The 23,997-nt window shown below is 72.8% G+C and carries 21 protein-coding genes and 2 pseudogenes; 10 read left to right on the top strand and 13 right to left on the bottom strand.

Going from position 1 to position 23,997, the window contains the following annotated elements; all coding sequences use genetic code 11:
- Positions 1 to 98: 98 nt before the first annotated feature.
- Positions 99 to 948 (top strand): annotated as a pseudogene (locus tag IE142_RS23810) (transposase family protein).
- Here IE142_RS23810 and IE142_RS23805 read toward each other — a convergent pair.
- The 4 genes from IE142_RS23805 to IE142_RS23790 form a co-directional block, all read right to left on the bottom strand.
- A complete protein-coding gene (locus IE142_RS23805) occupies positions 902 to 1,801 on the bottom strand; it encodes an aldo/keto reductase (RefSeq protein WP_191887636.1) in 900 nt (299 codons plus the stop codon). The pseudogene IE142_RS23810 and the gene IE142_RS23805 overlap by 47 nt on opposite strands.
- A 30-nt stretch (positions 1,802 to 1,831) precedes the next feature.
- Positions 1,832 to 2,722, bottom strand: coding sequence for a glycoside hydrolase family 19 protein (locus tag IE142_RS23800; protein ID WP_191887635.1), 891 nt, complete (start codon positions 2,720 to 2,722; stop codon positions 1,832 to 1,834).
- Between the two features lie 214 nt (positions 2,723 to 2,936).
- On the bottom strand, positions 2,937 to 4,259 hold the full coding sequence (locus IE142_RS23795) for an aldehyde dehydrogenase family protein (protein ID WP_191887634.1): 1,323 nt from the start codon (positions 4,257 to 4,259) through the stop codon (positions 2,937 to 2,939).
- Between the two features lie 124 nt (positions 4,260 to 4,383).
- On the bottom strand, positions 4,384 to 4,551 hold the full coding sequence (locus IE142_RS23790; RefSeq protein ID WP_167343756.1) for a DUF8839 family protein: 168 nt from the start codon (positions 4,549 to 4,551) through the stop codon (positions 4,384 to 4,386).
- Positions 4,552 to 4,755: 204 nt separating this feature from the next.
- On the opposite strand from IE142_RS23790, the gene IE142_RS23785 reads away from it, so the two are divergent.
- Positions 4,756 to 5,196, top strand: a complete 441-nt coding sequence (locus IE142_RS23785; RefSeq protein ID WP_043376102.1) for an SPW repeat protein — start codon at positions 4,756 to 4,758, stop codon at positions 5,194 to 5,196.
- Positions 5,197 to 5,334: 138 nt separating this feature from the next.
- Positions 5,335 to 5,604: a GlsB/YeaQ/YmgE family stress response membrane protein gene (locus IE142_RS23780; RefSeq protein WP_191887633.1), complete on the top strand. Its 270-nt coding sequence runs from the start codon at positions 5,335 to 5,337 to the stop codon at positions 5,602 to 5,604.
- 31 nt (positions 5,605 to 5,635) lie between these two features.
- On the opposite strand, the gene IE142_RS23775 is transcribed toward IE142_RS23780, so the two are convergent.
- The gene (locus tag IE142_RS23775; RefSeq protein ID WP_191887632.1) at positions 5,636 to 6,595 is read right to left on the bottom strand and encodes an NAD-dependent epimerase/dehydratase family protein; all 960 of its coding nucleotides are present in this window, start codon (positions 6,593 to 6,595) and stop codon (positions 5,636 to 5,638) included.
- Positions 6,596 to 6,750: 155 nt separating this feature from the next.
- Here IE142_RS23775 and IE142_RS23770 point away from each other — a divergent pair, with 155 nt between their 5' ends.
- Positions 6,751 to 7,236 carry a nucleoside deaminase gene (locus IE142_RS23770; protein ID WP_191887631.1) on the top strand — a complete coding sequence of 162 codons (486 nt, stop codon included), beginning with the start codon at positions 6,751 to 6,753 and terminating at the stop codon, positions 7,234 to 7,236.
- Positions 7,237 to 7,565: 329 nt separating this feature from the next.
- Here IE142_RS23770 and IE142_RS23765 read toward each other — a convergent pair whose 3' ends face one another.
- A complete protein-coding gene (locus IE142_RS23765; protein WP_191887630.1) occupies positions 7,566 to 8,270 on the bottom strand; it encodes a chaplin in 705 nt (234 codons plus the stop codon).
- A gap of 260 nt (positions 8,271 to 8,530) precedes the next feature.
- Here IE142_RS23765 and IE142_RS23760 point away from each other — a divergent pair, with 260 nt between their 5' ends.
- The 4 genes from IE142_RS23760 to IE142_RS23745 all read left to right on the top strand — a co-directional run bounded on the left by IE142_RS23760 (position 8,531) and on the right by IE142_RS23745 (position 14,027).
- A complete protein-coding gene (locus IE142_RS23760; RefSeq protein WP_191887629.1) occupies positions 8,531 to 10,141 on the top strand; it encodes an alpha/beta hydrolase in 1,611 nt (536 codons plus the stop codon).
- A gap of 50 nt (positions 10,142 to 10,191) precedes the next feature.
- A complete protein-coding gene (locus IE142_RS23755; protein WP_191887628.1) occupies positions 10,192 to 11,286 on the top strand; it encodes a baeRF3 domain-containing protein in 1,095 nt (364 codons plus the stop codon).
- Positions 11,287 to 11,399: 113 nt separating this feature from the next.
- Positions 11,400 to 12,419, top strand: coding sequence for a Gfo/Idh/MocA family protein (locus IE142_RS23750; protein WP_191887627.1), 1,020 nt, complete (start codon positions 11,400 to 11,402; stop codon positions 12,417 to 12,419).
- A gap of 273 nt (positions 12,420 to 12,692) precedes the next feature.
- The gene (locus IE142_RS23745) at positions 12,693 to 14,027 is read left to right on the top strand and encodes a PAS domain-containing protein (RefSeq protein ID WP_191887626.1); all 1,335 of its coding nucleotides are present in this window, start codon (positions 12,693 to 12,695) and stop codon (positions 14,025 to 14,027) included.
- Between the two features lie 12 nt (positions 14,028 to 14,039).
- Here the strand turns inward: IE142_RS23745 and IE142_RS23740 are convergent, their stop codons facing one another.
- Complete coding sequence (locus IE142_RS23740; RefSeq protein WP_191887625.1) at positions 14,040 to 15,548, bottom strand: DNA-binding protein NsdB; 1,509 nt, start codon at positions 15,546 to 15,548, stop codon at positions 14,040 to 14,042.
- A gap of 287 nt (positions 15,549 to 15,835) precedes the next feature.
- Between IE142_RS23740 and IE142_RS23735 the strand changes: the two genes are divergently transcribed.
- The gene (locus tag IE142_RS23735; RefSeq protein WP_191887624.1) at positions 15,836 to 16,978 is read left to right on the top strand and encodes an aminoglycoside phosphotransferase family protein; all 1,143 of its coding nucleotides are present in this window, start codon (positions 15,836 to 15,838) and stop codon (positions 16,976 to 16,978) included.
- Positions 16,979 to 17,288: 310 nt separating this feature from the next.
- The gene (locus IE142_RS23730; protein WP_191887700.1) at positions 17,289 to 19,205 is read left to right on the top strand and encodes an N-acetylmuramoyl-L-alanine amidase; all 1,917 of its coding nucleotides are present in this window, start codon (positions 17,289 to 17,291) and stop codon (positions 19,203 to 19,205) included.
- Positions 19,206 to 19,213: 8 nt separating this feature from the next.
- On the opposite strand, the gene IE142_RS23725 is transcribed toward IE142_RS23730, so the two are convergent.
- The 6 genes and pseudogenes from IE142_RS23725 to IE142_RS23700 form a co-directional block, all read right to left on the bottom strand.
- Positions 19,214 to 19,711 (bottom strand): hypothetical protein, encoded by a 498-nt coding sequence (locus tag IE142_RS23725; RefSeq protein ID WP_191887623.1) that lies wholly within the window; start codon positions 19,709 to 19,711, stop codon positions 19,214 to 19,216.
- 57 nt (positions 19,712 to 19,768) lie between these two features.
- Positions 19,769 to 20,368, bottom strand: a complete 600-nt coding sequence (locus IE142_RS23720; protein WP_191887622.1) for an ABATE domain-containing protein — start codon at positions 20,366 to 20,368, stop codon at positions 19,769 to 19,771.
- 294 nt (positions 20,369 to 20,662) lie between these two features.
- Positions 20,663 to 21,568, bottom strand: a complete 906-nt coding sequence (locus IE142_RS23715; RefSeq protein WP_191887621.1) for a universal stress protein — start codon at positions 21,566 to 21,568, stop codon at positions 20,663 to 20,665.
- 85 nt (positions 21,569 to 21,653) lie between these two features.
- On the bottom strand, positions 21,654 to 21,896 hold the full coding sequence (locus tag IE142_RS23710) for a DUF397 domain-containing protein (protein WP_191887620.1): 243 nt from the start codon (positions 21,894 to 21,896) through the stop codon (positions 21,654 to 21,656).
- A gap of 140 nt (positions 21,897 to 22,036) precedes the next feature.
- Positions 22,037 to 22,254: pseudogene (locus tag IE142_RS38800) on the bottom strand (alpha/beta fold hydrolase); the annotation flags it as partial.
- Between the two features lie 193 nt (positions 22,255 to 22,447).
- Positions 22,448 to 23,953 carry an acyl-CoA synthetase gene (locus IE142_RS23700; RefSeq protein WP_191887619.1) on the bottom strand — a complete coding sequence of 502 codons (1,506 nt, stop codon included), beginning with the start codon at positions 23,951 to 23,953 and terminating at the stop codon, positions 22,448 to 22,450.
- Positions 23,954 to 23,997 lie beyond the last annotated feature (44 nt).

Raw genomic sequence — 23,997 nt, 5'->3', positions numbered from 1 at the left:
GGCCCCGGGGGGTGGTCGCAGCAGTGGCGCGGCGGATTACGAGGCCGGCCCGCGTGGAGTGGGCGCGGCGCACGCCAGGTGGTGGGCGTCGGCGATGCCTGGCGGAGGTCCCCCACGCCTGGCGGGGGTCGCCGTGCGGAGCGTACGGACGGGGCGCCGGCGCCCTGAAGCGGTGCCGAGGTGACGACGTTCAGCGTGGCCGGCCATGGCGGCTGTCGCTTGCGGACCGGGTGTTACTGGTGGCGGCTCACTGGCGCACGAACCTCACGTTGCGGCAGGTGGCGCCGTTGTTCGGAGTCTCGAGTCCGCGGCCGACCGCATCGCGGACCATCTCGCACCGCTGCTGGCCATCTCACCCGCGCGCCGGCCGCGCGAGGGCGCCGTCTGCATCGTCGACGGCACCCTGGCGCCCACCCGCGACTGCAGTGTCGCCGCGTCCAGCAAGAACTACCGGTACTCGACCAAACCTGCAGGTCGTCATCGACGCCAACAGCCGCCTGGCGGTGGCCATCGGTCTCACACTGCCCGGCAGCCGCAACGACTGCCGGGCCTTCACCGAGTCCGGCATCGACCGGGCCTGCCGGGGCACCCCGACCCTCGCCGACGGCGGCTACCAAGGCACTGGTCTCCTCATCCCGCACCGCAAACCACCAGGCCAGAACCACCTCAGCCCGTCGCAGGAGGCGGGGACGCTGTCCATAGCCGGGTACGAGCGCACGTGGAGCATGCCCTGTCGCCGTCGAAGAACTGGAAGGTCCTGCGGGACTGCCGGCTCAAGGGCGGCGGAGAGTTCACCAGGCCATGCCCGGCATCGCCGCACGACCTGGCCCGCTCTGGACAACTCCCACCTCATACGGGACAACCTTCAGCCCGAGCCGGGACACAGACAGGCTCCGGGGGGTCAGCCCGTCCTGGCAGCGTCCAGCAGGGCCAGTTCCTCGTCGGTGAGCCGCAGGGCGCCCGCGGCGACGTTCTCGGCGAGGTGCTCGGGGTTGCCGGTACCGGGGATGGCGAGGACGTGCGGGCCTCGGTGGAGGGTCCAGGCGATCCGGACCTGCACGGCGCTCGCACCGTGCGCCCGGGCGACCGCGCGGACCTCGTCCTCGTGCGCGGTGCCGGCGCCCTGCGGACCGGCCTCGCCTGCGACGGCGTAGAACGGCACGAAGGCGATGCCCTGTTCGCGGCACCGGGCGAGCAGTTCGTCGGTGGCGGGGTCGTGGAAACCCAGGCCGTAGCGGTTCTGGACGCAGACGACGGGCGCGATGGCCTGGGCCTCGGCGAGGTGGCGCGGTTCCACGTCGGAGATGCCGAGGTGGCGGATCAGGCCCGCCTCGCGCAGTTCCGCGAGGGCGCCGAAGTGGTCGGCGATCGAGTCCTGCCGCATGCGGCGCAGGTAGACGACGTCGAGGTGGTCGCGGCCGAGCTGGCGCAGGTTCTCCTCGACATGGGCCCGCAGGTCCCCGGGGTGGGCGGAGGCGCCCCACTCCCCCGACCACTCGCGGTACGGGCCGACCTTGACGGCGATCACGAGGTCGTCGGCGTACGGGGCCAGCGCGCTGTTGATCATTTCGTTGGCGGAGCGCAGGGACGAGAAGTAGAAGGCGGCGGTGTCGATGTGGTTGACGCCGAGTTCGACCGCCTTGCGCAGCACGGCCAGGGAGCGCTCGCGGCCGCTCGGGGTGCCGAGGTGGAAGGCGGCGCTGCCCGTCAGCCGCATCGCGCCGAGGCCGACGCGGCGGACGGGCAGGTCGCCGAGGTGCCAGGTGCCGGAGGACTCCGCCGTGATCGTTTCCGAGGTCATCGGCGGAGTCTCGCACACGCCCGGCCGAGGTCAGCAGTACAGGTTGCCGCCCGGTGAGACGCCGAGGATCTGGCTGAACTGTTGGTACTTGGTGACGCGGCTCTGGACCTGCGCGGGGTTCTTGCCGTCACATTCCAGGGAGCCGTTGATAGCGCGGATCGTGTGGCCGAAGCCGGCGCCGCTCACCATGGCGTTGTGCGCGGTCATGCTGCCCGGCCCGGACTGGGTGTTCCAGTACCACAGGGCGGTCTTCCAGGCGACGGCCGAGTCGTTCTGCACCAGCCAGGGGTTGTTCAGCAGGTCGATGCCGAGGGCGTCGCCCGCCGCCTTGTAGTTGAAGTTCCAGCTGAGCTGGATGGGGCCGCGCCCGTAGTAGGCGGCCTGGCCGGCCGGGCAGCCGTAGGGCTGGCTCCAGTCGCAGTAGTGCGGGTAGTTGGCGGTGTTCTGTTCGACGATGTGCACGAGTCCGCCGGTCTCGTGGCTGACGTTGGCGAGGAAGGCGGCGGCCTCCTGCTTCTTCACCGTGTCGCTACCGGTGTTGGCGAAGCCCGGGTAGGCGCTGAGCGCTGCGGTGAGGCCGCTGTAGCTGTAGAACGAGTTCCTGCCCGGGAACATCTGGTTGAACTGCGCCTCGGTCACCACGAAGTTGCCGACCGGCGTCTCGGAACCGCCGTCGCAGGCGTACGGCTCCCAGTACCAGGTGCTGATCAGCGGGTCGTAGCCCGGATTGGCGTGCTCGGCGATGTAGGCCTTGCCGTCCGCGTAGCGGACGATGTCGCCGGCGTTGTAGTTCGCGTCGGCCGACCAGACGGGGTAGCTGGAGCAGGAGGCGGCGGACGCCTCGGTGGCGGGCAGGAAGGCGGGAACGGCTCCCGCGAGGGCGACTGCGGTGACCACGGCGGACATACGGCGCCTCGACACGGACTGCCTCCTTCGGCGGAGCACGGCCGCTCCCGTGTCAGGGAAGGGAGGAGCGAGCCCTGCGCATGGGCCGGCCGTACCGGCCACGGCGTCGGGGGCGGCCGTGGTGGGGGTGTGGAGGCACACTCAACCGCGTTGGTCTGTACCAGTCAAGGGTGTAGACCAGTTCAACCCGGCCGAATATCGGCCGGTTGGCGTGGAGTCGTGGTGCCGGTCAGCCCAGCGGCTTCTTCAGGACCGCCTTGCGGTGGCTGAACGTCTCGATGGAGTACCGGCCGTGGTAGTTGCCCATGCCGCTCTCCCCCACACCACCGAACGGCAGGTCGGAGACGGTGAGATGGGCGAGCGGCAGGCCGTGGCCGAGGCCCCCGGAGGACGTGTCGGCGGCGATCCGCTCCCGGGTCGCGTCGGACTCGCTGAAGACGTAGAGGGCCAGCGGCTTGTCACGGTCGTTGACGAAATCGATCGCCTCGTCCAGGCCTGACACGGTGACGATCGGCAGGATCGGGCCGAAGATCTCCTCCCGCATCACCGGCGCGTCGGGCGCGACGTCGGCGAGCACGGTCGGCGCGATGTACTTCCGCGACCGGTCACTGTCGCCGCCGACGACCACCCGACCGGAGTCCAGAAGGCCGGTCAGCCGGTCGAAGTGGCGCTCGTTGACGATCCGTGCGTACTCGGTGGACTGCCCCGGGTCGGCGCCGTACAACGCCTCGACGGCGCGGACCAGCGCCGGCTCCAGGGCGGCCGCGGTCCCGGGGTCGGTGAGCACGTAGTCGGGAGCCACGCAGGTCTGGCCCGCGTTGAGGAACTTGCCGCCGGCCAGCCGGGCGGCCACCGCGTCGAGATCGGCGTCGCGGTCGACGAACGCCGGTGACTTGCCGCCGAGTTCGAGGGTGACCGGGGTGAGGTGCTCGGCCGCGGCGCGCATGACGATGCGGCCGACGGTGCCGTTGCCGGTGTAGAAGATGTGGTCGAAGCGCTCGGCGAGCAGGGCCGTGGTCTCGGGGACGCCGCCCTCGACGACGGCCACCGCGTCGGTGTCCAGGTACCGCGGCAGCAGGCAGGCCAGCGCGGCGGAGGTGGCCGGGGCCAGCTCGCTCGGCTTGGCGACCACCGCGTTGCCCGCGGCCAGGGCTCCTACGACCGGGGCGAGCAGCAACTGGACCGGGTAGTTCCAGGGCGCGATGACGAGGACGACGCCGAGCGGATCGTACTGCGTCCAGGCGGTGGCGTCGGTGCCGAGGTGGGCCGGGACCGGGGCGGGCGCGGGCCGCAGCCAGTCGGCGAGGTGGTCGAGGGTGTGGTCGATCTCGCGCACGGTGAAGCCGATCTCCGTCCGCTGGGTCTCGGTGGCGCTCTTGCCGAGGTCGGCGTGGAGGGCCGCCTCCAGGTCCTCGCCGTTCTCCGTGAGCAGGGCGCGCAGGCGGCGCAGCTGGGCGGTGCGCCACTCGACGGGCTTGGTACGACCGGTACGGAAGGTGGCGCGCAGGCGGGCGACGACGTCGGCGGGCTGCTCGGGGCCGGGGTGGTTCACGGGGTGCCTCGCTGGTGGGGGAGAGCTTGACAGTGGATGTAATTGCCAACCTTTCAGGTGCCGAAATACATTCCCCCCGGCGCCCCCTTGCTCTCCGTGGCCCCGCCCCGCGACCAGGGTGCGCCTACTTCTCCTCTCGGACCGGAACGACCACCAGGAAGGCGTCCGAGTCCAGGTCCATCACGACGGTCGCGGGCTCGCCCCGAGCGCGACGACGCGCGGCGCACTCCTCCGCCGGCCACGACCCGCGCGGCGAACCCGCGGGGAACCGCTCCAACACCTTCGCACCCATAGCGGCGGCCACCTCCGCTGTCGTCGTGTCCGTTCACGTCTCTCGCCCGTTCGCTTGCCCGCGATCCGCGTGGACATGTCCGGCCCGCCCCGCACGACAGGCCACTCCCCGACTACACATAAGGGAAAAATAAGAGCAGAATGGACGCGTGCGGCGTACCCGGAAACCGCACCGGACGGCCAGGTCAGTCAAAGGAGACGAATCATGGCCAATGTCTCGCACCCCCGAGGTGACATCGCCAGCCACCCCGACGCCCCGGAAATGCAGGAGCGCTACGCCCGCATGCTCGGCGGCCGTGATGTGGCACTCGTGGACGGGCCGGTGTTCCTGCTCGGCCTGTACTGTGCCGTGTCCCCGTGGATAGTCCACTTCACCACCAGCCAGCCCGCACTCGTGGCCCACAACTTGATCATAGGAATCGCCATCGGCCTGCTGGCCCTGGGATTCACCCGCGCTCCGGAACGCATGTACGGCCTCAGCGGTGCGATGTGCGCGATGGGGATCTGGATGATCATCTCGCCGTGGATCGTCGGCAGGAACCCGGACGCCGGCGTCATCTGGAACAACATCATCATCGGTGCTCTGACCCTGGCCCTGGGGACGGTGTGCGCCGCCACGGCGGCGAAGAGCATGCGCAGGCCCTAGACACGAGAAGGGAACACCGAGGGCCGGCCCGCTCCCGCGGGCCGGCCCTCGCACGCCCCTGGCGACGCACGCCGCGGACTACGCGTCCCCGCGACGGGCACACGCCCTACCGCGGGGGTCTGACACGAAGGGGCGGAAATGGAAATCGACGGCATCATCAGTGCCATCGTCATCGGGATCGTCGTCGGCGTCCTGGGACGACTCGTGATCCCGGGCCGTCAGCGCATCGGAATCCTGTGGACGATCCTCGTCGGCATCGTGGCCGCACTGATCGGATCGTGGATCGCGACGGCGTTCGACGTGGCCGACACCGACGGCGTCGACTGGGTCGAGTGGCTCATCCAGATCGGTCTCGCCGCCCTCGGCGTGGCCGCGCTGGACCGGTCGAGGTCCCGCACCCGGCGCTGAGCGCGCGGGCCCGGGACCGACGGGCCGGCCGTCAGCGGCTGCCGAGCCACTCCTCGTACCAGGTCACGGTGGCGTCCACGGTGTCCGTGAGCGGGGTGGGTGCCGCACCGAAGGTCCGCTCGAAGGCGGTGGAGTCCATGATCTGCGGCTCCGTGTACTGGTAGAACATCTCCGCGAACTCGGCCATGAACCGCTCGTCGAACGGGCCGAAGGGGCGGGGCTCGGACAGCGTCACGACGTTCAGCGGTCGGCCCACGCGCTTCTCGATCATCGTGTGGACCTCACGCGTGCTGACGGCGGGCGCGGTGGGCAGGTGCCAGACGCGACCGTCGCCGTCGGGCCGCTCGCCGAGCGTGGCGAGGCCGGCCGCGACGTCCCGGATGTCGGTGTAGCTGTGCGGCAGATCGATGTCGCCGAGGCCCACGACCTCGCCTCCGGTGAGGGCGCCCGGGAAGACGGCGGCCCCGAGGGACGAGTCGAGCACCCCCGGACCGACGAAGTCGGCGCTCCGGCCGAGGGCGACGCGGGCCCGACCGGCCCGGTGGGCGGACAGATAGCGCTCGTCGAGTTCGGCGCGCATCCGGCCCTTGCGGCTGGTCGCCTGCCAGGGGGCGGCCTCGGTCATCACCGCTCCGCCGGTCTCGCCGTACGGATAGAGGGTGTCGAGCACGACCAGGCGGGCGCCGGTCGCCGCCACGGCGGCGAGGACTGCCTCCTGGACCCGCGGCATCACCTCGGCCTGGAGGTGATAGGCGACGTTGACGCAGTGGTGGACGACGGCGGCTCCCCCTATCGCCGCCCGCGCGCCCTCGACGGTTCTCACATCGGCGGCGAACCGCTCGACGCCCTCCATCGCGGGACCGTCGCCCTTCCTGTCGACGAGCCGGACGGGGTGCCCCCGGCGCACCAGCTCACGGGCGAGTTCGGTGCCGGCGGGGCCCGACCCGAGGACGGTGTGCGGACTGGGCGACTGCGGGGTGGCGGCGGACATGGTGGTCCCCTTCTCTCGGTTGCTATGGAAAGTCGACGGGAGCAGCACGCAATGGCAACTAGCTGTTGTTAGAGACTGTAACTCTCGCGATGCCCCGTAGCAAGGTGAGGGCATAAGCTGCCGGTGAGGATCACATCGCCGAGGAGGACTGCCCGATGGCCGTGAAGGACGCCGAACTGCCGTACCTGCGTCGCTGCGTGGAGCTGGCGGCCGAGGCGCTGGAGGCGGGTGACGAGCCGTTCGGATCAGTGCTGGTCGGCTCGGACGGCGGGGTGCTGGCCGAGGACCACAACCGCGTGGCATCCGGTGACCGCACCCGTCATCCGGAGTTCGAGCTCGCGCGCTGGTCCGCCGCCCACCTCGCCCCTGAGGAGCGGGCCGCCGCCACGGTGTACACGTCCGGCGAGCACTGCCCGATGTGCGCGGCCGCCCACGCGTGGGTCGGCCTGGGGCGCATCGTGTACGTCGCCTCGTCGGAGCAGCTCGGCGGCTGGCTGGCGGAGTTGGGCGTCCCCGCACCACCGGTGCGGACGCTGGCGGTGCGCGAGGTGGCGCCCGGGGTGACGGTGGACGGCCCGGTTCCGGAACTGACCCAGGAGATCCACGCGTTGCACCGCCGGTTCCACACAGGGCGGGCTTGAGCGGCAGCGGGCCGGGGACCGCGTCACCCGGCGGCCCGGCACGCCCGGCGGCCCGGGGCGCCCGCCGACCGGGAGGCGCACCCTAGCAGTCGCCGACCGGGCAGCGTACGTCGCGGCCGGTCGACCCGCCCGGCGAACCGGCGCGCCGCAGCGGGGGCAGCCCCTTCCTCCCAGTGAGCCGAGGAGCCCGGTCGGACGGTGCGTCCGGGCGGAGGCGGCACGTCTGACGGGAGTGGCGGCACGCCCGGCGGAGTGGGCACGCCGGGCGCGGACCCGGCGCGCCCCGATGGTCTTCTGTCCGGCGCCCCGGGACGGCCGGCCGCCACAGGTCAGGACCCGGCCCCCGGGTGGAACCGCCGGTAGATGACTGCCCCGCCCAGCACCAGAGCGGCGCCCCCGGCCAGGATGGGCGCAGTCTGGTCCGCACCGGTGTGGGCCAGGGACGCCGACTCGTGCGGCGGGGCCGCGACGTGCGGGGACGGCTTCGGCTGGGCGCGTTCCTTCTCGGGCGCCGACGGCTCGGGCTCCGGCTCCGCGGGGGGCCGGACGGTTTCGGGCCTGTCACCGGAGGTGTTCGTCGACTCGTTGCCGACGGCCGGGTTGCCGATGCCGACGACGTTGACGCTGTTGCCGCTCACGTTCACCGGAAGGTGGACCGGCAGCTGCACGCCGTTGCCGGAGAGCACGCCCGGGGAGTCCTGTGCGCCGCCCTCGGCGACCGCTCCTCCCGACGCACCAGATCCCTCGGAGGAGTACTTCCCCTTGCCCGCCGTACCGCGCTCACCGCTGTCGGCGCAGCTGTTCCCCGCGGCCGGGCTGAGAAGCCCCACCACGTTCAAGGTGTTCCCGCACACGTTCACCGGGACGTCCACCGGGAGCTGGACGGTGTTGCCCGAGATCAGTCCCGGTGAGCCCGCCGCGGAACCGTCCGCGGCGGCGCCGTCGGACGCGAACGCCGCGTACCCGGGCATCGTCACGGCCAGCGCGCCGGAGGCGGCGACGGCGAGAACACCGTTTCGGGTAACCCTTCTCATGAGCTTCCCTGCCTTCCAGACTTGGTCGCGGGCAGTCGCCCGCACCGGTTGAAACGCGGGCGAACCATCCGAGTTATGGCTAATAGGTCTTTCACCCCATCGAGTGACCGTTTCGTCGAACGAACGGCAAAGCGTCCCTACGGCCGCCGTGACGCACCGTACGGGCGGCGGCACCGCCCGGAGGCGAGCCGTCCGGGGGCCGCTTATGGTGGGCGAGGGCGCCGACCACTGGTCCGCGACCCGGCGCCCGGGAGGCATCGATGCTGGCCAAGCCGTCGTCTCGGCCCTCGCTCCGGCGCTGCGCGGTCACCGGCGCGCTCGGGTTGACCCTGCTGCTCGCGGGGCTTCCCGCCGCGACCGCCGGGGACAGCGGCCCGGACCTGTCCCGGTTCTACGACCAGAGGGTCAAGTGGTCGGCGTGCGAGGACATGGAGGCACCTAAGGACCTGCAGTGCGGGAAGGTCACCGTCCCCCTCGACTACGACCGGCCCGAGGGCGGGACGCTCGATCTCGCCCTCGCCCGGTACCGGGCGACCGGTGACAAGCGCGGCTCGGTGCTGCTGAACTTCGGCGGGCCCGGCGGCTCCGGCGTCGACGAACTCGTCGGCGGCGGCAAGGACTTCATGCGCCTGACCAACGGCTACGACGTGGTCGCCTTCGATCCGCGGGGCGTCGGCCGGTCCTCACCGGTCACCTGCGGCCCGGCCACCGTAGACATCATCGAGGCGACGGACGGGGACGAGAAGCTCGTCGACCCCCGGGACGTGCTGCGGCGGCTGCGGGACGCTGCGGCCGAGTGCGCGAAACACTCCGGCCCCGTGCTGCCCCGCATAGGCACGGTCGAGGCCGCGCGCGACATGGACGTGATGCGCCAGGCGCTCGGCGACGACCGGCTCAACTACCTCGGCTTCTCCTACGGGACCCGGCTGGGCGCGGTCTACGCGGCCCGTTTCCCGGACAAGGTCGGGCGGGTGGTGCTGGACGGCGTGGACACCCTGACGGAACCGCTGACCGAGCAGGGGCTGGCCGGCGCGCGCGGACAGCAGACCGCGCTGGAGAACTTCCTCGGCTGGTGTGTGGAGGACATCGCCTGTCCGTTCGGGCAGGACGCCCGGCAGGCCCGGCGCCTGGTCGAGCAGGTCGTGGCGTCGCTCGACGCCGATCCGGTTCCTACGGGCTTCGGTGAGCCGTTCTCCGGTCAGGACATGGTGGGCGCCATGGGCCAGGCCCTCTACAGCGAGGAGCTGTGGCCGTCGCTGGAGCGGGCGCTCGCGCAGCTGATGGAGAGCGGCGACACCAGCGGGCTGGAGGCCTTCGTGTCCGGCGGCGTGACCTTCCCGGTCCGCGCACAGGCACGTGCCGGGAGCGAGGAGAAGGCCGGTGGCGGCCTCACCGACCCGGAGGACATCCCGATGGACAACCTGCCGGCCGCGCTGATGGCGATCAACTGCGCGGACGACCCCGACCGGCCCTCCGCCGCCCAGGTCGCGGAGTCGCTGGGCCGGCTGCGCGCCCGGTACGAGGAGGCCTCGCCGGTCTTCGGCCGGTACCGGCTCACGCAGGTGCTGATGTGCCACGGCCGCCCCAAGGGCACCGACTACATCCGTGAGGACGTGAAGGACCTCGACACCGCGAAGATGCTGCTCGTCGGCACCCGGGGCGACCCGGCCACCCCGTACCGCTGGACCGAGGAGACGGCCGACCGGATCGGGCCCTCGGCCGTGGTCCTCGACAACAAGGGTGAGGGACACACCGGCTACGCGTCCTCCGAGTGCGTGCACCGCAAGGTCGACGACTTCCTGCTGTACGGCTCCCTGCCGCCCGACGGCAGCTCCTGTGGCTCCGAGACACCCCGCGGCCGGGGACGATGAGATGAATTGCTCCGAATGCCCGACACGCCCGTTCGTCCTATCGTGCTGACATGGAGCACGATCTGAGTCCCGCTGTCCTCGCCGAACTCCGGCGCCCCCGCCCTTACCCGGCCGTGTCGGTACTGACGCCGACGCACCGCCGCGAGCCGGACAACGCAGGCGACCCCGTCCGGCTGCGCAACGCCGTCGCCGAGGCCAAGAAGCAGTTGCAGGACGACCCGGCGGTCAGCCGTGAGCGGCGCATGGAGGTGTCCCGGGAACTCGACCGGGCCCTCGCCGAGGTCGACCTGTCGCACGCCGAGGACGGCCTGGCGATCTTCGCCGCGCCGGGCGAGCACCAAGTCTGGACGCTCGCCCGCTCCGTCCCGGAGCGCGTCCTCCTCTCGGACACCTTCCTGACGCGCAATCTCGTCGCCGCCCAGGCCGCCGAGCGCCCGTTCTGGGTGCTGTCGGTCGCCGCCGACCGGGTCACGCTGTGGAGCGGCGGAGCCGGCCGGGTCGTCGAGGACCGCACCGGCGGCTTCCCCATGGACCGCCCGCCGCTGGACTTCGACCCCGAACGCATGGAGCGGATCGGCGACTCGCCGAGCACCTTCCGGGACGAGACCACCCGCCGGTTCCTGCGCGACGCCGACACCGAGATGGGCCGGGTCCTGCGCGCGCGCCCCCGGCCGCTGTACGTCACCGGCCCGCAGCCCGCGCTGTCCGTGCTGGAGGAGACCGGGAACACCGTCCGCGACGCGGTGCTCGTCCCGCACGGGGGACTCGCGCACGGCACGGCCGACGCCGTGTGGCAGGCCGTGGCGCCCGTCCTCGACGACGAGGCGCGCGGCTGGATCGAGGCCGTCGCCAGGGAACTGGACGCCGCCCGCGGGCGCAAGGACTTCGCGGCCGGCGTCGACGAGCTGTGGGAGAGCGCGCACACCGGCCGGGTCCGGCTGCTGGCCGTCGAGGAGAACTTCAAGGTGACGATGCGCGACGACGGCGAGCACCTGCTCCCGGCGCACGACGGCGACCTTGAGGCCCGTGAGGACATCGTGGACGAGATCGTCGAACAGTGCCTGGAGACCGGTGCCGACGTCCGCTTCGTCCCCGACGGCGCGCTCGGTGAGGTGGAGGGCATCGCGGGCGTCCTGCGGTACTGACACCGGCGCCGTGCCCTGCGGCCCGCCCCTCTTGACGACCGTGAAACCCTGTTCGCGGTACGCGTACCCGCCTACCGCGGGTGCACGGCGGACGGGGAAGGAGCCGGCGGAGCGTGAGCGAACTTCTGGGTGTGGCGGTCCTGGGCGCGGGACACATGGGCGCCGACCACATACGGCGCCTCGACCGGGTGGTGAGCGGAGCCAGGGTCGCCGCCGTGGCGGACCCCGACGTCGAGCGGGCGAAGGCGGCCGTGGGCGCGGCCGACGGGGTCGTCGTGCACACGGACGTCGAGGCCGCGCTGGACGCGCCGGGCGTGGAGGCCGTGCTGATCGCCTCGCCCGGCGAGGCGCACGAGGAGGCGCTGCTCGCCGCCTTCGCGAGAGGGCTGCCGGTGCTGTGCGAGAAGCCGATGGTGCCGGACTCCGCGGGCGCCCTGCGCGTGGTGGAGGCGGAGGCGCGGCTGGGCCGCAGGCTGGCGCAGATCGGGTTCATGCGGCGCTACGACGCGGAGTACCGGCAGTTGAAGTCGCTGCTGGACGGCGGGCGGCTGGGCCGGCCGCTGATGCTGCACTGCGTCCACCGCAACGTGTCCTCCCCGCCGCACTTCACCTCCTCGATGCTGGTCACCGACTCCGTCTCGCACGAGATAGACGCGGCCCGCTGGCTGCTCGGGCAGGAGCTGACCGCGGTGACCGTGCTCCGGCCGCGTCCGTCGACGGGGGCACCCGAGGGCCTGCTCGACCCGCAGTTGGTGCTCTTCGAGACCGACGGGGGCGCCCTGGTCGACGTGGAGATCTTCGTCAACTGCGGCTTCGGCTACGAGGTGCGCTGCGAGGCCGTCTGCGAGGCGGGCAGCGCCCGGATCGGGGACGCGCGCTCCATGGTGGTGACGGCGGCGGGCGGTGCCCGGGAGGAGGTGCCCCAGGACTACCTCGCGCGGTTCTCGGACGCCTACGACCGCGAGGTGCAGGGCTGGGTCGACGCCACCCGGCAGGGGCGGGTCACCGGTCCGGGCGCCTGGGACGGGTACACGGCGTCCGTGGTCGCCGAGGCCGGCGTGCGGGCGCTGGAGACGGAGTCGCGCACGCCCGTCGATCCGGCACCTCGCCCCGCGCTGTACGACGCGTCGTAGAACACGGGTCCGCCGAACACCAGCACGATGACTTCGGTAGGCCCGATGACCCGTCAAGTCCCGAAGAGGCGTTCCGACTTGACGGAGGATGCGCGTGCGCCCTTCGGGCGTCGAAGTCACTCCGGGAAGACGGTGGCATATGCCGGAAGTACCACCGTATCGTGTCTTGCCAAATCCCTTACGGGGCGTCGTGGGCTGTGCAAGAGTCGTAACGGCCCTCCCGCCGGCCTGGGTCCCGCCTTGGTTCGTACCGTCTGCACATCGGAGTGCGTCATGTCGTCCCATCTCTCCGCGGACCACCCAGCCGCCCAGCCGCCAGGACGCGGCTCGGTCGAGGCGCTCATATCGCAGGCGCGGCGGCTCAAGGGCGACGTGGACGCCGTACGACGCGACAGCCAGGCCGACCGAACGGATCCCCGCGGACGCTGGCAGCGCGCCCTGTACGACCTGGCGCTGCACCACCTCAGCGATCTCGACGAGCACTTGGCGCAGCTGCGGGACGGGCCGGCGCCCGCGCCCCGCGCCGGTTCGCTGCTCAGCAGGGTCGGCAGCGCGGAGTGGAACCTGCTGACGGACGAGGCCGAGTGGTCCGGGGAACTCTTCCAGATCCTCGGCCGCGATCCCGCCTCCGTCCCGCTCAGCCTCGACGAGTTCCCGTCCCTGGTCCCCACCGAGGACCGGCCGAAACTGACCGCGATGGTCACGGACTGCCTCGTCGACGGCCGTCCCATCGACGGGGAGTTCCGCATCGTGCGCCCCGAAGGCACCGTACGGACCGTGCACATGATGGGCGAGCCCGTGCTCGACGCCGACGGCAGCACCGCCTCGATGTGGGCGGTACTGCGGGACGTCAGCGAACTGCGCCGCAGTCAGCGGGCCGTGGACGAGACCCGTGACTCGTCCCGGCACCATCCGCTGCCCGCGGACACCGGGCAACGGGCCGCGGTCGAACCGCGGGAAGCCGTGTTGCCACCCTGGCACGGCCTCCTGCGGTTCCCGCACCAGGGGAGGCCCGGCCTGGACCTGGCGGCCGGGTACCTGCCCGCCGCTGCGGACACGCCCCGGTGCGGCGTCTGGTACGACGCGTGCTCGCTCGCCGGTGACGAGACCCTGATGGGTGTCGGCGAACTCCCCTGCGCCGACACCGACCCGGCGCAGGGCCCGGCGGTGGTGATCGGTGCGCTGCGCGGCCTGGCGACGGCGGGCATCGGCCCGGCGGAACTTCCGGACCGGCTCGCCCGGTTGCTCCGGTCCACCGCACTGCCGCCCGTGCGCGGCGGCGTGTACTGCGGCTACCGGCCCGGCACCCGCACCCTGACGTGGGCACACGGCGAGAGCCCCGCCCCGCTGCTGTTCCGCGACGGGACGGGGCGCGGGCCGATCGGGCAGGACGGACACGCCGGGATCACCCTGGAAGCCGGCGACCTGCTGCTGTTGCACACCGGCGGACTCCTACCGGCGGGCCGGCAACGCCTCCTCTCCCTGGCCCCCCGTCTGACCGGGGCGCGCTCGGCTCAGGAGGTCCTGCGGCTCGTGGCGGCGGAGATCGGCGAGCCGCTGCGCCGGGAGGACGCGTGCGTGCTGGTGGCCCGGGTGACTCCGCAGTAGGGGCGTCGTGCCCTACGCCTGAGCGGTCCTGCCGCCGTTCCCCCTGTCCTTGGCCGCCTTCCCCTTGGGCAGCGCCAGTTCGATCTCCTCGCGCAGCTCCTGGATCTTCGGGTATTCGGCGTACTGCGCGGTGAGCCGGTACATCTGCCGCAGCCGGTCCCAGGTCCGCTGGGAGGAGTTGGAGCCCATCGACACCAGGGCGAGTCGGGCGTACCGGTCCGCCTGTTCGGGGTCGTCGGCGATGAAGCAGGCGGAGGCCATCGACAGGTAGTCGAAGATCTTCGACCGCTGCCGGCCGTCGATCCTGAGGGCCAGGGCCTTCTCCGCGTAGTGCTGGGCGTGCGCGGCGGCCCCCGGCTCGAACTCGGCGAGCGTCCGGTAGGCCAGGGCCTGCATGCCGTACAGGTCCTCCTCCTTGAACGTCTGCATCCAGTCCGGCGGCGGCGCGTCGGCCTTGTCGGAGACGAAGAGGTCCTCGGCCCGGCCCAGGGTGCGGCGCATAGCCTGGCCCTTGCCCATGGACGCCTGTGCCCAGGCCTCGATGGTGTAGAGCATGGCCTTGGTGCGCGGCAACACCTGCTCGCCGGAGCCCGACTGGGCGAGCTTCATCAGGTCCATCGCCTCGTCGGGCCGGCCCAGGTGCACCATCTGGCGGGCGGCCCGGGAGAGCGCCTCGCCGGCCCGCGGCCGGTCACCGCCCTCACGCGCGGCGTGGGCGGCGATGACGAAGTACTTCTGGGCCGTGGGTTCCAGGCCCACGTCGTGCGACATCCAGCCCGCCAGGACGGCGAGGTTCGCGGCGACCCCCCACAGGCGCCGCTGGAGGTGGGGTGGGTGGTGGTAGGCGAGCATGCCGCCCACCTCGTTGAGCTGGCCCACCACGGCCTTGCGCTGGAGGCCGCCGCCACGAGCGGCGTCCCAGGCGCGGAACACTTCGACCGAGCGCTCCAGTTCCTCCACTTCCTGCGACCCGATGGGGGCTGCCTCGTAGCGGTCGAACCCAGCGGGGTCGGCGTGCAGGGGTTGGCGGAGGTCGGGAGCGTCGGCAGCCAGGGCCGGGTCGGTGTGCAGCCAGTCGTGCATGGCGCTGCTGAGTGCGGAGCCCGCGGCGAGCGCGGCGCCCGCGCCCACCAAGCCGCGTCGGTTGAGCATGAGGTCCATTCCCGTGAATTCGGTGAGGACCGCCGCGGTCCGCTCGGGCGCCCACGGCACTCCGTCGGGATGCTCCTCGCTCCCGCCGCCCTGCCGTTTCCCCGCACGCCCGTGCCGGACCAGACCGAGGTCCTCGATGGTCACGACACGGCCGAGACGCTCGGTGAACAGAACCGCCAGCACCCGCGGCACCGGATCGCGCGGGATCTCTCCCATGTCGATCCACCGCCGCACCCGCGAGGTGTCGGTCGCCAGCTGGGGGTGGCCCATGGCCGCCGCCTGCCGGTTGACCAGCCTCGCGAGCTCGCCCTTGGACCAGCCGGCCAGGCCGAACAGGTCCGACAGACGGGTGTTGGGTTCTTTGCTCACGTCAAGCCCCCAGGTTCTCGGCTGAGTTGACAGTAGCCCCGTGCGGGTGGCCGGGTGACTATTCGCCACCGTTCGCCAGGGTGCGCCAGATGGTGTGCCACGGGCGGTGGGGTGTCAGGTAGGAATGCGCCACCCCGACCCGGTCGCCGCGGGGTTACTCCCCAGGGTGGCTCCAGGCGGCCGGTCGGGCAGCGCGACGGCTTTCGGAAGAGGATCCCGCCTCCTGAACGGACGGGCACACCTCTTCAGGCAGGCACAGCAGGCACACGAAGGGATCTGTCTCGCCCATGTACGCAGCATCGTCCCCCGTGTCCGCCCCGCAGCGCTCGCTGCACCCCCGCCCGGCGGCGGGCGGTGGCCCCTATCTCGCCCCCGCGCGTCCGGCGGCCCCGGTGCTCGGGGCGGGCAAGACGCGGCGCGGCGCGGGCCCCGGCACCCAGCCGCTCAGCGGAAGAATCGACCTGTCCGGCCCGCAGGGCGCGCAACTGCGCACGGCCATCGCCTCCGTGCACCGGATCTGCCCGGAGTTCTCCCCGGTGCAGGTGCTGCGCCGCAGCGGTCGGTCCGTGCTCCTGGTCGGCACGACCGGGCGCAGCACCGCGGTCGCCAAGTGTTTACTGGACCACTCCCCCACGTGGGCGGAGCGCATCCGGCACGAGATAGGGGCATACCGCTCGTTCGTCCGGCATCGCCCCCCGGTGCGGGTGCCGAGGCTGATCGCGGCGGACCCGGACAACTGCACGCTGGTGATCGAGCGGATGCCGGGACGGTCGGCGGCGCTCCAGCGGCACCCGCTGGAGGCTCCGCCCCGGGCGGACATCAGGGCGGCGCTCGGCGCGGTCTGCCGGCTCAACGCCTGGCGGCCGCCGACCGGCACCTTCGACGCCCCGCTGGACTACGCGGCCCGGATCTCCCGGTTCCACGAGCTGGGGCTGCTCACCGACCGGGATCTGGGGGACCTGCAGAAGCTGCTGCACGGCATCGCCCACGCGGGCGGGCGCCAGGGCACGGGCCAGTTCTGCCACGGTGACGCGCTGCTGTCCAACATCCTCATGTCCCCGGCCGGTCCGGTGCTCGTGGACTGGGAGCACGCGGGCTGGTACCTGCCCGGCTACGACCTGGCGACCCTGTGGGCGGTCCTCGGCGACGCGCCGGTGGCCCGCCGCCAGATCAGCCAGATCGCCCAGTCGGGCGGCACCGCGGCACGGGACGCCTTCCTGGTGAACCTGATGCTGGTGCTCACCCGGGAGATCCGTACGTACGAGACGGCCGTGCATCGCTCGATGCAGGACACGGTTCCGGCGCAGCCGGTGCCCGCCCAGCCGGGTGCCGTGCCGTCCGGCGAGGAGCAGCGGCTGCTGCTGCGCCGGCTGCACGACGACTGCCAGATGGCCCGCAGGGCCGTGCGCGCGGCGGTCGGCACGCGCTGAGGAACAGGACGACGGTCCGCGGTGCGCCCTTCGACGAGGGTGCACCGCGGATTTCGTGTGCCCGGACCGCTCAGGGTGGTCATTGGTGTACGCCACTGACGCCGCGCAGGCCCGTGAGCCGCCGCCCCGAAACTCGCCCGGCCCCCTGCTGACGTGGGCAATCGCCACTGTGGCGGCATGATTGACGGATCGTCCGACCGACGGGTACCACTGACCCACGCCCGGCCCCGCACGTCCCGTCGCTCACGCTCCGACACGTCCCCGCCACGTCCGACCGACACAGGAGGCCGCTTTGCGCCGCTCCCCCGTCGTGCCCGCCCTGGCCACCGCGGCCCTGCTGCTGCCGCTGCTCGGCGCGGCGCCGTCCACCGCCCGGCCGCCGGACGCGCCGCCCGCCCCGGACCGCCTGCAGCGGGCGTTCGCCGACGCGGCGGCCGAGTACCACGTGCCGCAGAGCGTCCTGCTCGGCGTGTCCTACCTCCAGTCGCGCTGGGACGCACACGGCGGCGCGCCGAGCGTGACCGGTGGCTACGGCCCGCTGCACCTCACCGACGCGCGCACGGCCCTGGCCGGGGCGACGCATCACGGCGAGGGCACCGAGGACCCACGCGGCGACGACGCCCGCGCCCCGCTCCACCCGAAGGCGGAGGCCTCCCCGCCCGCCGAGCTGCCGGCGCGGCTCACCACGCTGTCGAGGGCGGCCGAGCTGACCGGTCTGAGCGAGGAGACGCTGCGCACCGATCCGGCGGCGAACGTGTCCGGCGGCGCCGCACTGCTCGCCGCCGCCCAGCGGGACCTGGGCGAGCCGCTCAGTTCGGACCCGGCGGACTGGTACGGGGCGGTGGCCCGCTTCTCGGGCGCCGAGGACTCCACGACGGCGGCGGCGTACGCGAACGACGTGTTCGAGGTGATCCGCGCGGGCGAGCGGCGGACCACGGACGCCGGGCAGCGGGTCACCCTGGCGGCCCGCCCCGACGTGGCCCCCGACGCCTCGCAATTGAACGGCGCGGGTCTGCGGCCCGCTAAGGCCGCCGGCACCGAGTGCCCGAAGTCGGTGTCCTGCGAGTGGATCCCGGCGCCGTACGAGGAGCTCGGCGACGGCGACTACGGCAACCACGACCTGGGGAACCGGCCGGCCTCCCAGCGCATCCGGTACATCGTCGTGCACGACACGGAGGGCGCCTGGAACGGCGTGCTCAACATGGTCCAGGACCCCACCTACGTCTCCTGGAACTACACCCTGCGCTCCACCGACGGCCACATCGCCCAGCACGTGAAGGCAAAGGACGTGGCCTGGCACGCGGGCAACTGGTACGTCAACGCGAAGTCGATCGGCCTGGAGCACGAGGGTTTCCTGGCGGAGCCGGACGCCTGGTACACGGAGGCGATGTACCGCTCGTCGGCGCGGCTGGTGAAGTACCTGGCGAAGAAGTACGACATCCCGCTGGACCGGCAGCACATCCTGGGTCACGACAACGTCCCCGGCACGACCACCGCGACGATCCCCGGCATGCACACCGACCCCGGCCCGTACTGGGACTGGAGCCACTACTTCGAGCTGCTGGGCCGCCCCTTCGAGCCGACCGCCGGCGGCAGGTCCGGCCTGGTGACGATCCGCCCCGAGTACGCCGCCAACCGCCCGGAGTACACGGGCTGCGAGACGAGGGGCGAGCCCTGCGCGGCGCACGGTTCCAGCGCGGTCCGGCTGTACTCGGACCACGACGTGAACGCGCCCTTGATCCGGGACATCGGTCTGGGTACCGCCCCGACGACCGGTGTGAACGACCTGTCCTCCCGGGCCTCCACGGGCCAGCAGTACGCGGTGGCCGACCGGTGGGGCGACTGGACGGCCATCTGGTACCTGGGACAGAAGGCCTGGTTCCGGAACTCGAAGAACAGCCCGGCGGCGGTCCCCGCCTCGGGCCGGGTGATCACGCCGAGGAAGGGCCTGGACAGCGTCCCGGTCTACGGCCGCGCTTACCCCGAGCAGGCGGCCTACCCGGCGGGCGTACCGGCCCAGGCGGTCTCACCACTGCCCTACCGGGTGCTCGCGGGCCAGGAGTACGTGGTCGGTGAGAAGGTGCCCGGCGAGTACTACTACGCGGTGACCTTCGACGAGGCCTCCCACAGGGTGGTGACCGGGCGGGACATGTACTACCAGATCCAGTACGGCCACCGGGTCGGGTACGTGCGCGCCGCCGACGTCACGCTCTCCACCGTGCGGTAGCCGCCGGGTCAGCCCTGCTGGAAAAGCTCCGCCGGGAGCGGCTTCAGCAGGGCGTACAGGTCGTCGGTGATGGGGCGGTCCCAGGCGGCGATGGTCACCAGGACGCCGTCGCTGCGGTCGAACTGCACGCAGGAGATCCGGCCCTCGGAGAGCTTGAGGCGACGAACGACGAGCAGGTTGTCGCCCTGCATCACCGGCACGTCCTCGGCGCCGACGACCTTCACCTCCTCGTCGTTCTCCAGGGCCAGCAGCAGCTGGGCCACCTCGAAGGGGATCTCGCCCTCGGGGACCTCGCGGGCCGGGGAGCCCTCCGGCAGATTGCCGATGATCATCGCGGGGCCGCGGCCGCCGAACAGGTCGTAGCGCAGGAAGACGCCCTGGCAGGTGCCGTCGGGCGCGGGCAGCAGGCCGGCGCCCAGATTGCCGGGCCAGTCGCCCGGGTCCATGGCCAGTACGTCGAAGTCGGGCCCGGCGGGCGTGGCGCTGCGGCGGCGGAGGAACGACATGCCGCCATGGTACGTGGCCCGGGCCCGCGAACGGCGTGCGGGCGGTGTCCGGCCAAGCTACGCGGTCCGCTTCTGCCGTTCGTGGTGGCGGGCCACCCGGGCCCGGTTGCCGCAGGACGGCTTGCACCACTCCTGGCGCGGGTGCTCCTTGAGGAAGTAGCGCACGCAGCGCGGTGCGTGGCAGGCCCGCAGCCGTGGCCGGTCAGGGCCCGCGAGGAAGCCGATCACGGCGTGGGCGAGCGCCGCGGCGAGGTCGGCCCGGTCGTCGGCGGGCTCCCTGCGCAGCACGGGACCGGCATCGGCCCAGTCCAGCACGGGGACGGTCGGCGTGCGCGCGGCTGCCTGGTTGAGACACCGCAGGGCCTCGGGAACGGGCAGCAGCCGGGCTGCGTCCGCGGGGCTCGGTTCACCGGGTCGCACGGCGCGGGCGAAGAGGGCTCGGGCCGCGGCACGCACCGCGCGGACGGCGGCCAGGTCCGGCTCGTCGGCGCGGTACCGCTCGGTGTCCGGCACGGTGCCGGGGTGCGCGCGGAGCCAGGCGCCGAGCCCGGCGAGGTCGGCCAGGTCGTCGGCGACCCCGCCGTGTCCGTCGTGCCGGACGGTCAGCGCGAGGTCGAGGGCGATCCGGCTGTCCTTGCTGGTGGAGTCCTGCTGCATGGGGCCGATGATAGGCAGGCGGCCCGGCCCGGCGGCCGGGGTGCGTCACGCCTCGCGACGGGACCGGTGCCGGCCACTCGTCGGTCCAGTCCTTCTCCCCGGGCGGCGAGCACGACGGCACCGGTCCCCCCTGGCGGCGCGGACTCGTACGCGGCGAGCGACGATCCGACCGGCGCCCGTCCGGTTCGACCCCTCGCACCGTCCGGTGGAGCCACCGCCGCGATCGCCCGCGCGGCGAACACTTCCCGGACATGGGGCGGGCGTTCCGCGCTCGGGCCCGTCGCCCCGCGTCCCTCAGCCCTCGTCCGGCGGGGCCGGCGGTACGACCGCGACCGGGGCGGCCGCGTGCAGCAGGACAGCGTGGGCGACGGAGCCCATCATGCGGGCGGGAGCCAGCAGGCGCCGGCGGTGTCGGCCGACGACGACCAGGGCGGCGTCGCGCGAGGCGGCGACCAGGTGTCCGGCGGCGTCGCCGGGCAGGACGTGCGAGTCGGCCCGGACGTCGGGGTGGCGCCCCCGGTACGGGGCCAGGTGACCGTCCGCCAGTACGCGGGTCTCGCTCTCGACGGAGACCTCGTCGATCACCAACGGCATCATCTGCCCCGCCGCGGCCCAGGTGTGAACGGGCCACGGGTAGGCGGCGACCACCTGGAGGCGGGCGCCCAGCCGGGCGGCCTCGGCGAAGGCGAAGGACAGGGTGGCGTCGTCGGGACTGTCCACGTGAAGGCCGACGACCACCCGGGCGCCGGGCTCGTCCGAGGTCTCGCCGTTGGCCTCGCGGCCGGGGCGCGGCACCACGACGACGGGGCACTCGGCATCGCGGGCCGCGGCCATTCCGTTGGAGCCGAGCAGCAGACTGGCGAAGCCGCCCCGGCCCCGGGAGCCGAGCACGAGCAGTTGGGCGTCGGCTCCGAGTTCCGGCAGTACGGCACCCGGCACGCCCTCCATGCCGACGTACTCCGTGGAGACCGCGTAGGACCGCCCCGCCAGGTGCCCGCGGGCCCGGTCGAGTACCGGGTTGTCGCCGGTGTCCGGCGGGCCCGCGACCAGGACGTCGGTCTGGGCCCAGGAGGCGTACTGGCGTACGTGCACCACCCGCAGGGGTGCTTCGCGCCGGTGGGCGGCCTCCAGCGCCCAGTCCAGGGCGCGCAGGCTGTCGTCCGATCCGTCGACCGCCGCGATGACCGGCAGGGTGCTCATGGGTGCCTCACCTCCGCAGGACCGACTTCCCCCCGTGGACGGAGGGAACACCCCGGTTCGGCCGGTCGGCCCAGCTTCCGGCGGCTCAGGTGAGGTCGAACTCCCCTTCGCGTGCCCCCGACACGAACGCGCCCCATTCCGCGGGGGTGAAGATCAGGGAGGGGCTTTCCGGGCTGCCGCTGTTGCGCATGGCGATGAACCCGTCGACGAAGGCGATCTGGACATCCCCCAGGCCTCGGCTGCTGGACTGCCACTGCGCGTTGCTGAGGTCCAGCTCCGGCTTGTCCCAGCCCATGAGCGGGCGCTGGTGGGTGGTGCTCTCGGCCACGTCCGTGCTCCTCCCGATGTCGTCGTCCGCGGTCAGCCTAGCGATCGGTTCCGACCACCGACAGGCCACGCGGGGGGCCTTCCCGGAGATCGGTTCGGCGGTTGCCACGGGCCCCGCACGGTGATCGTCATCCGGTGGCCTCAGCCCTGTCCGAGGAGAGCGGCGACACGCCGTACGAACCAACGAGGGTCGTCCAGCCACGCACAGTGCCCGGCGCCGGGCTGGACGACCGCCTCGGCGCGCGGGAAGGCGTCGGCGCAGCGGCGGGCGAGGGCGGGCGGGGGCCTCCGTGGAGCGCGCAGGCGAGGACGAGGACCGGGGCGGCGAGGCCGGCCGAAGCGGTGCGGGTGGCGGGCGGGGCGAGCAGGTCGAGGGTGCGGTGGGCCGACAGTGCGTAGGCGAAGGCCCGCATGGGGCCGCCCGGCAGGACGACCAACGGCGGGCCGTCGCCCCTGACGTGGCAGGCGAGTTCGGTCCCGTCGTTCGCGGTGAGGGTCGGTATGGCGCCGGTCATCGACGCGGGTGACCGGCGTCGCAACGCGATTGCCGGGTCACGAAGCGGTGAACCGGTCGCGCAGCTCCCGCTTGAGGATCTTTCCGCTGGCGTTGCGCGGCAGCGCGTCCACGAAGCGCACCCGCTTGGGTGCCTTGAACGGGGCGAGCTTCTCGCGGGCGTGGGCGATCAGCTCGCGCTCGGTCACGTCGCCGCGCGGGACGACGACCGCCGTGACCGCCTCGATCCACCGTTCGTCGGGCAGGCCGATGACGGCGGCCTCGGCGACCGCCTCGTGAGTGTAGAGGGCGTCCTCGACCTGGCGGGAGGCGACCAGTACGCCGCCGGAGTTGATGACGTCCTTGACCCGGTCGACGATCGTGAAGTAGCCGTCCGCGTCCCGTACGGCGAGGTCGCCGGAGTGGAACCAGCCGTCGCGGAAGGCGGCTTCGGTCTCCTCGGGTTTGTCCCAGTAGCCCTGGCACAACTGCGGGGAGCGGTAGACGACTTCGCCGGGGGTGCCGTCGAGGGCGTCCTTGCCGCCCTCGTCGACGATCCGTGCCTCGACGAAGAGGACGGGCCGGCCGCAGGAGTCCATGCGGCCCTCGTGCTCGTCCGGGCCGAGGACGGTGGCGAGGGGGCCGATCTCGCTCTGGCCGAAGCAGTTGAAGAACGCGAGCTCGGGCAGGTGGGCGCGCAGTCGCTCCAGGACGGGGACGGGCATGATCGACGCGCCGTAGTAGGCCTTGCGCAGGCCGCCGAGGTCGCGGGTGGTGAAGTCGGCGCGGTTCGCGAGGCCGATCCACACGGTGGGCGGTGCGAACAGGCTGTCGGCGCGGCCGGCCTCGATGAGGTCGAGGAGGCGGTCGCCGTCGGGTGCGTCGAGGACGATGTTCGTCGCCCCGACGGCGAGGTAGGGCAGCAGGAAGACGTGCATCTGCGCCGAGTGGTAGAGCGGCAGGGCGTGCACGGGGCGGTCGCCGACGCGCAGGTCGAGGGCGGTGATGGCGCTCAGGTACTCGTGCACCAGCGCCCGGTGGGTCATCATCGCGCCCTTGGGCAGGGCGGTGGTTCCCGAGGTGTAGAGGAGCTGCACCAGATCCTCGCCGCCCGGCTCGGGGCCGTCGTACGGGGGCGCCTCGGCCAGCCGGGCGAGCAGTGAGCCGTCGGCGTCGCGCAGGGGCAGTGTGCGCACGCCCCGTGGGAGCCTCGCCGCCAGGTCCGGGTCGGTGAGGACGAGGGCGCTGCCGGACTGGCCGACGATGTAGGCGAGGTCGTCGCCGGTCAGGTTCTGGTTGACCGGGACGTGCACCAGGCCCGCGCGGGCGCAGGCCAGGAAGGCGATGAGGTAGGCGTCGGAGTTGTGCCCGTAGGCGCCGACCCGGTCGCCCGGGGACAGGCCCTCGGCAAGCAGGACGCTCGCCGCGCGGGAGACCGCGGTGTCGAGTTCGTCGTACGTCCAGGCACGGTCGCGGTACTCCACCGCGACGCGGGCCGGAGTGCGCCGGGCACTGCGCCGCAGCACCCCGTCGACCGTGCTGTCGTGTCCGGGCGTCAGCGTCATGGCCCGATCCTCGGCCGGTGGGCGGGGCGGGTCAAGTCATGTGC

It is taken from the genome of Streptomyces mutabilis, assembly GCF_014649815.1.
GTDB classification, from domain to species: Bacteria; Actinomycetota; Actinomycetes; order Streptomycetales; family Streptomycetaceae; genus Streptomyces; species Streptomyces mutabilis.
This window is presented reverse-complemented; position numbering and strand designations above follow the sequence as displayed.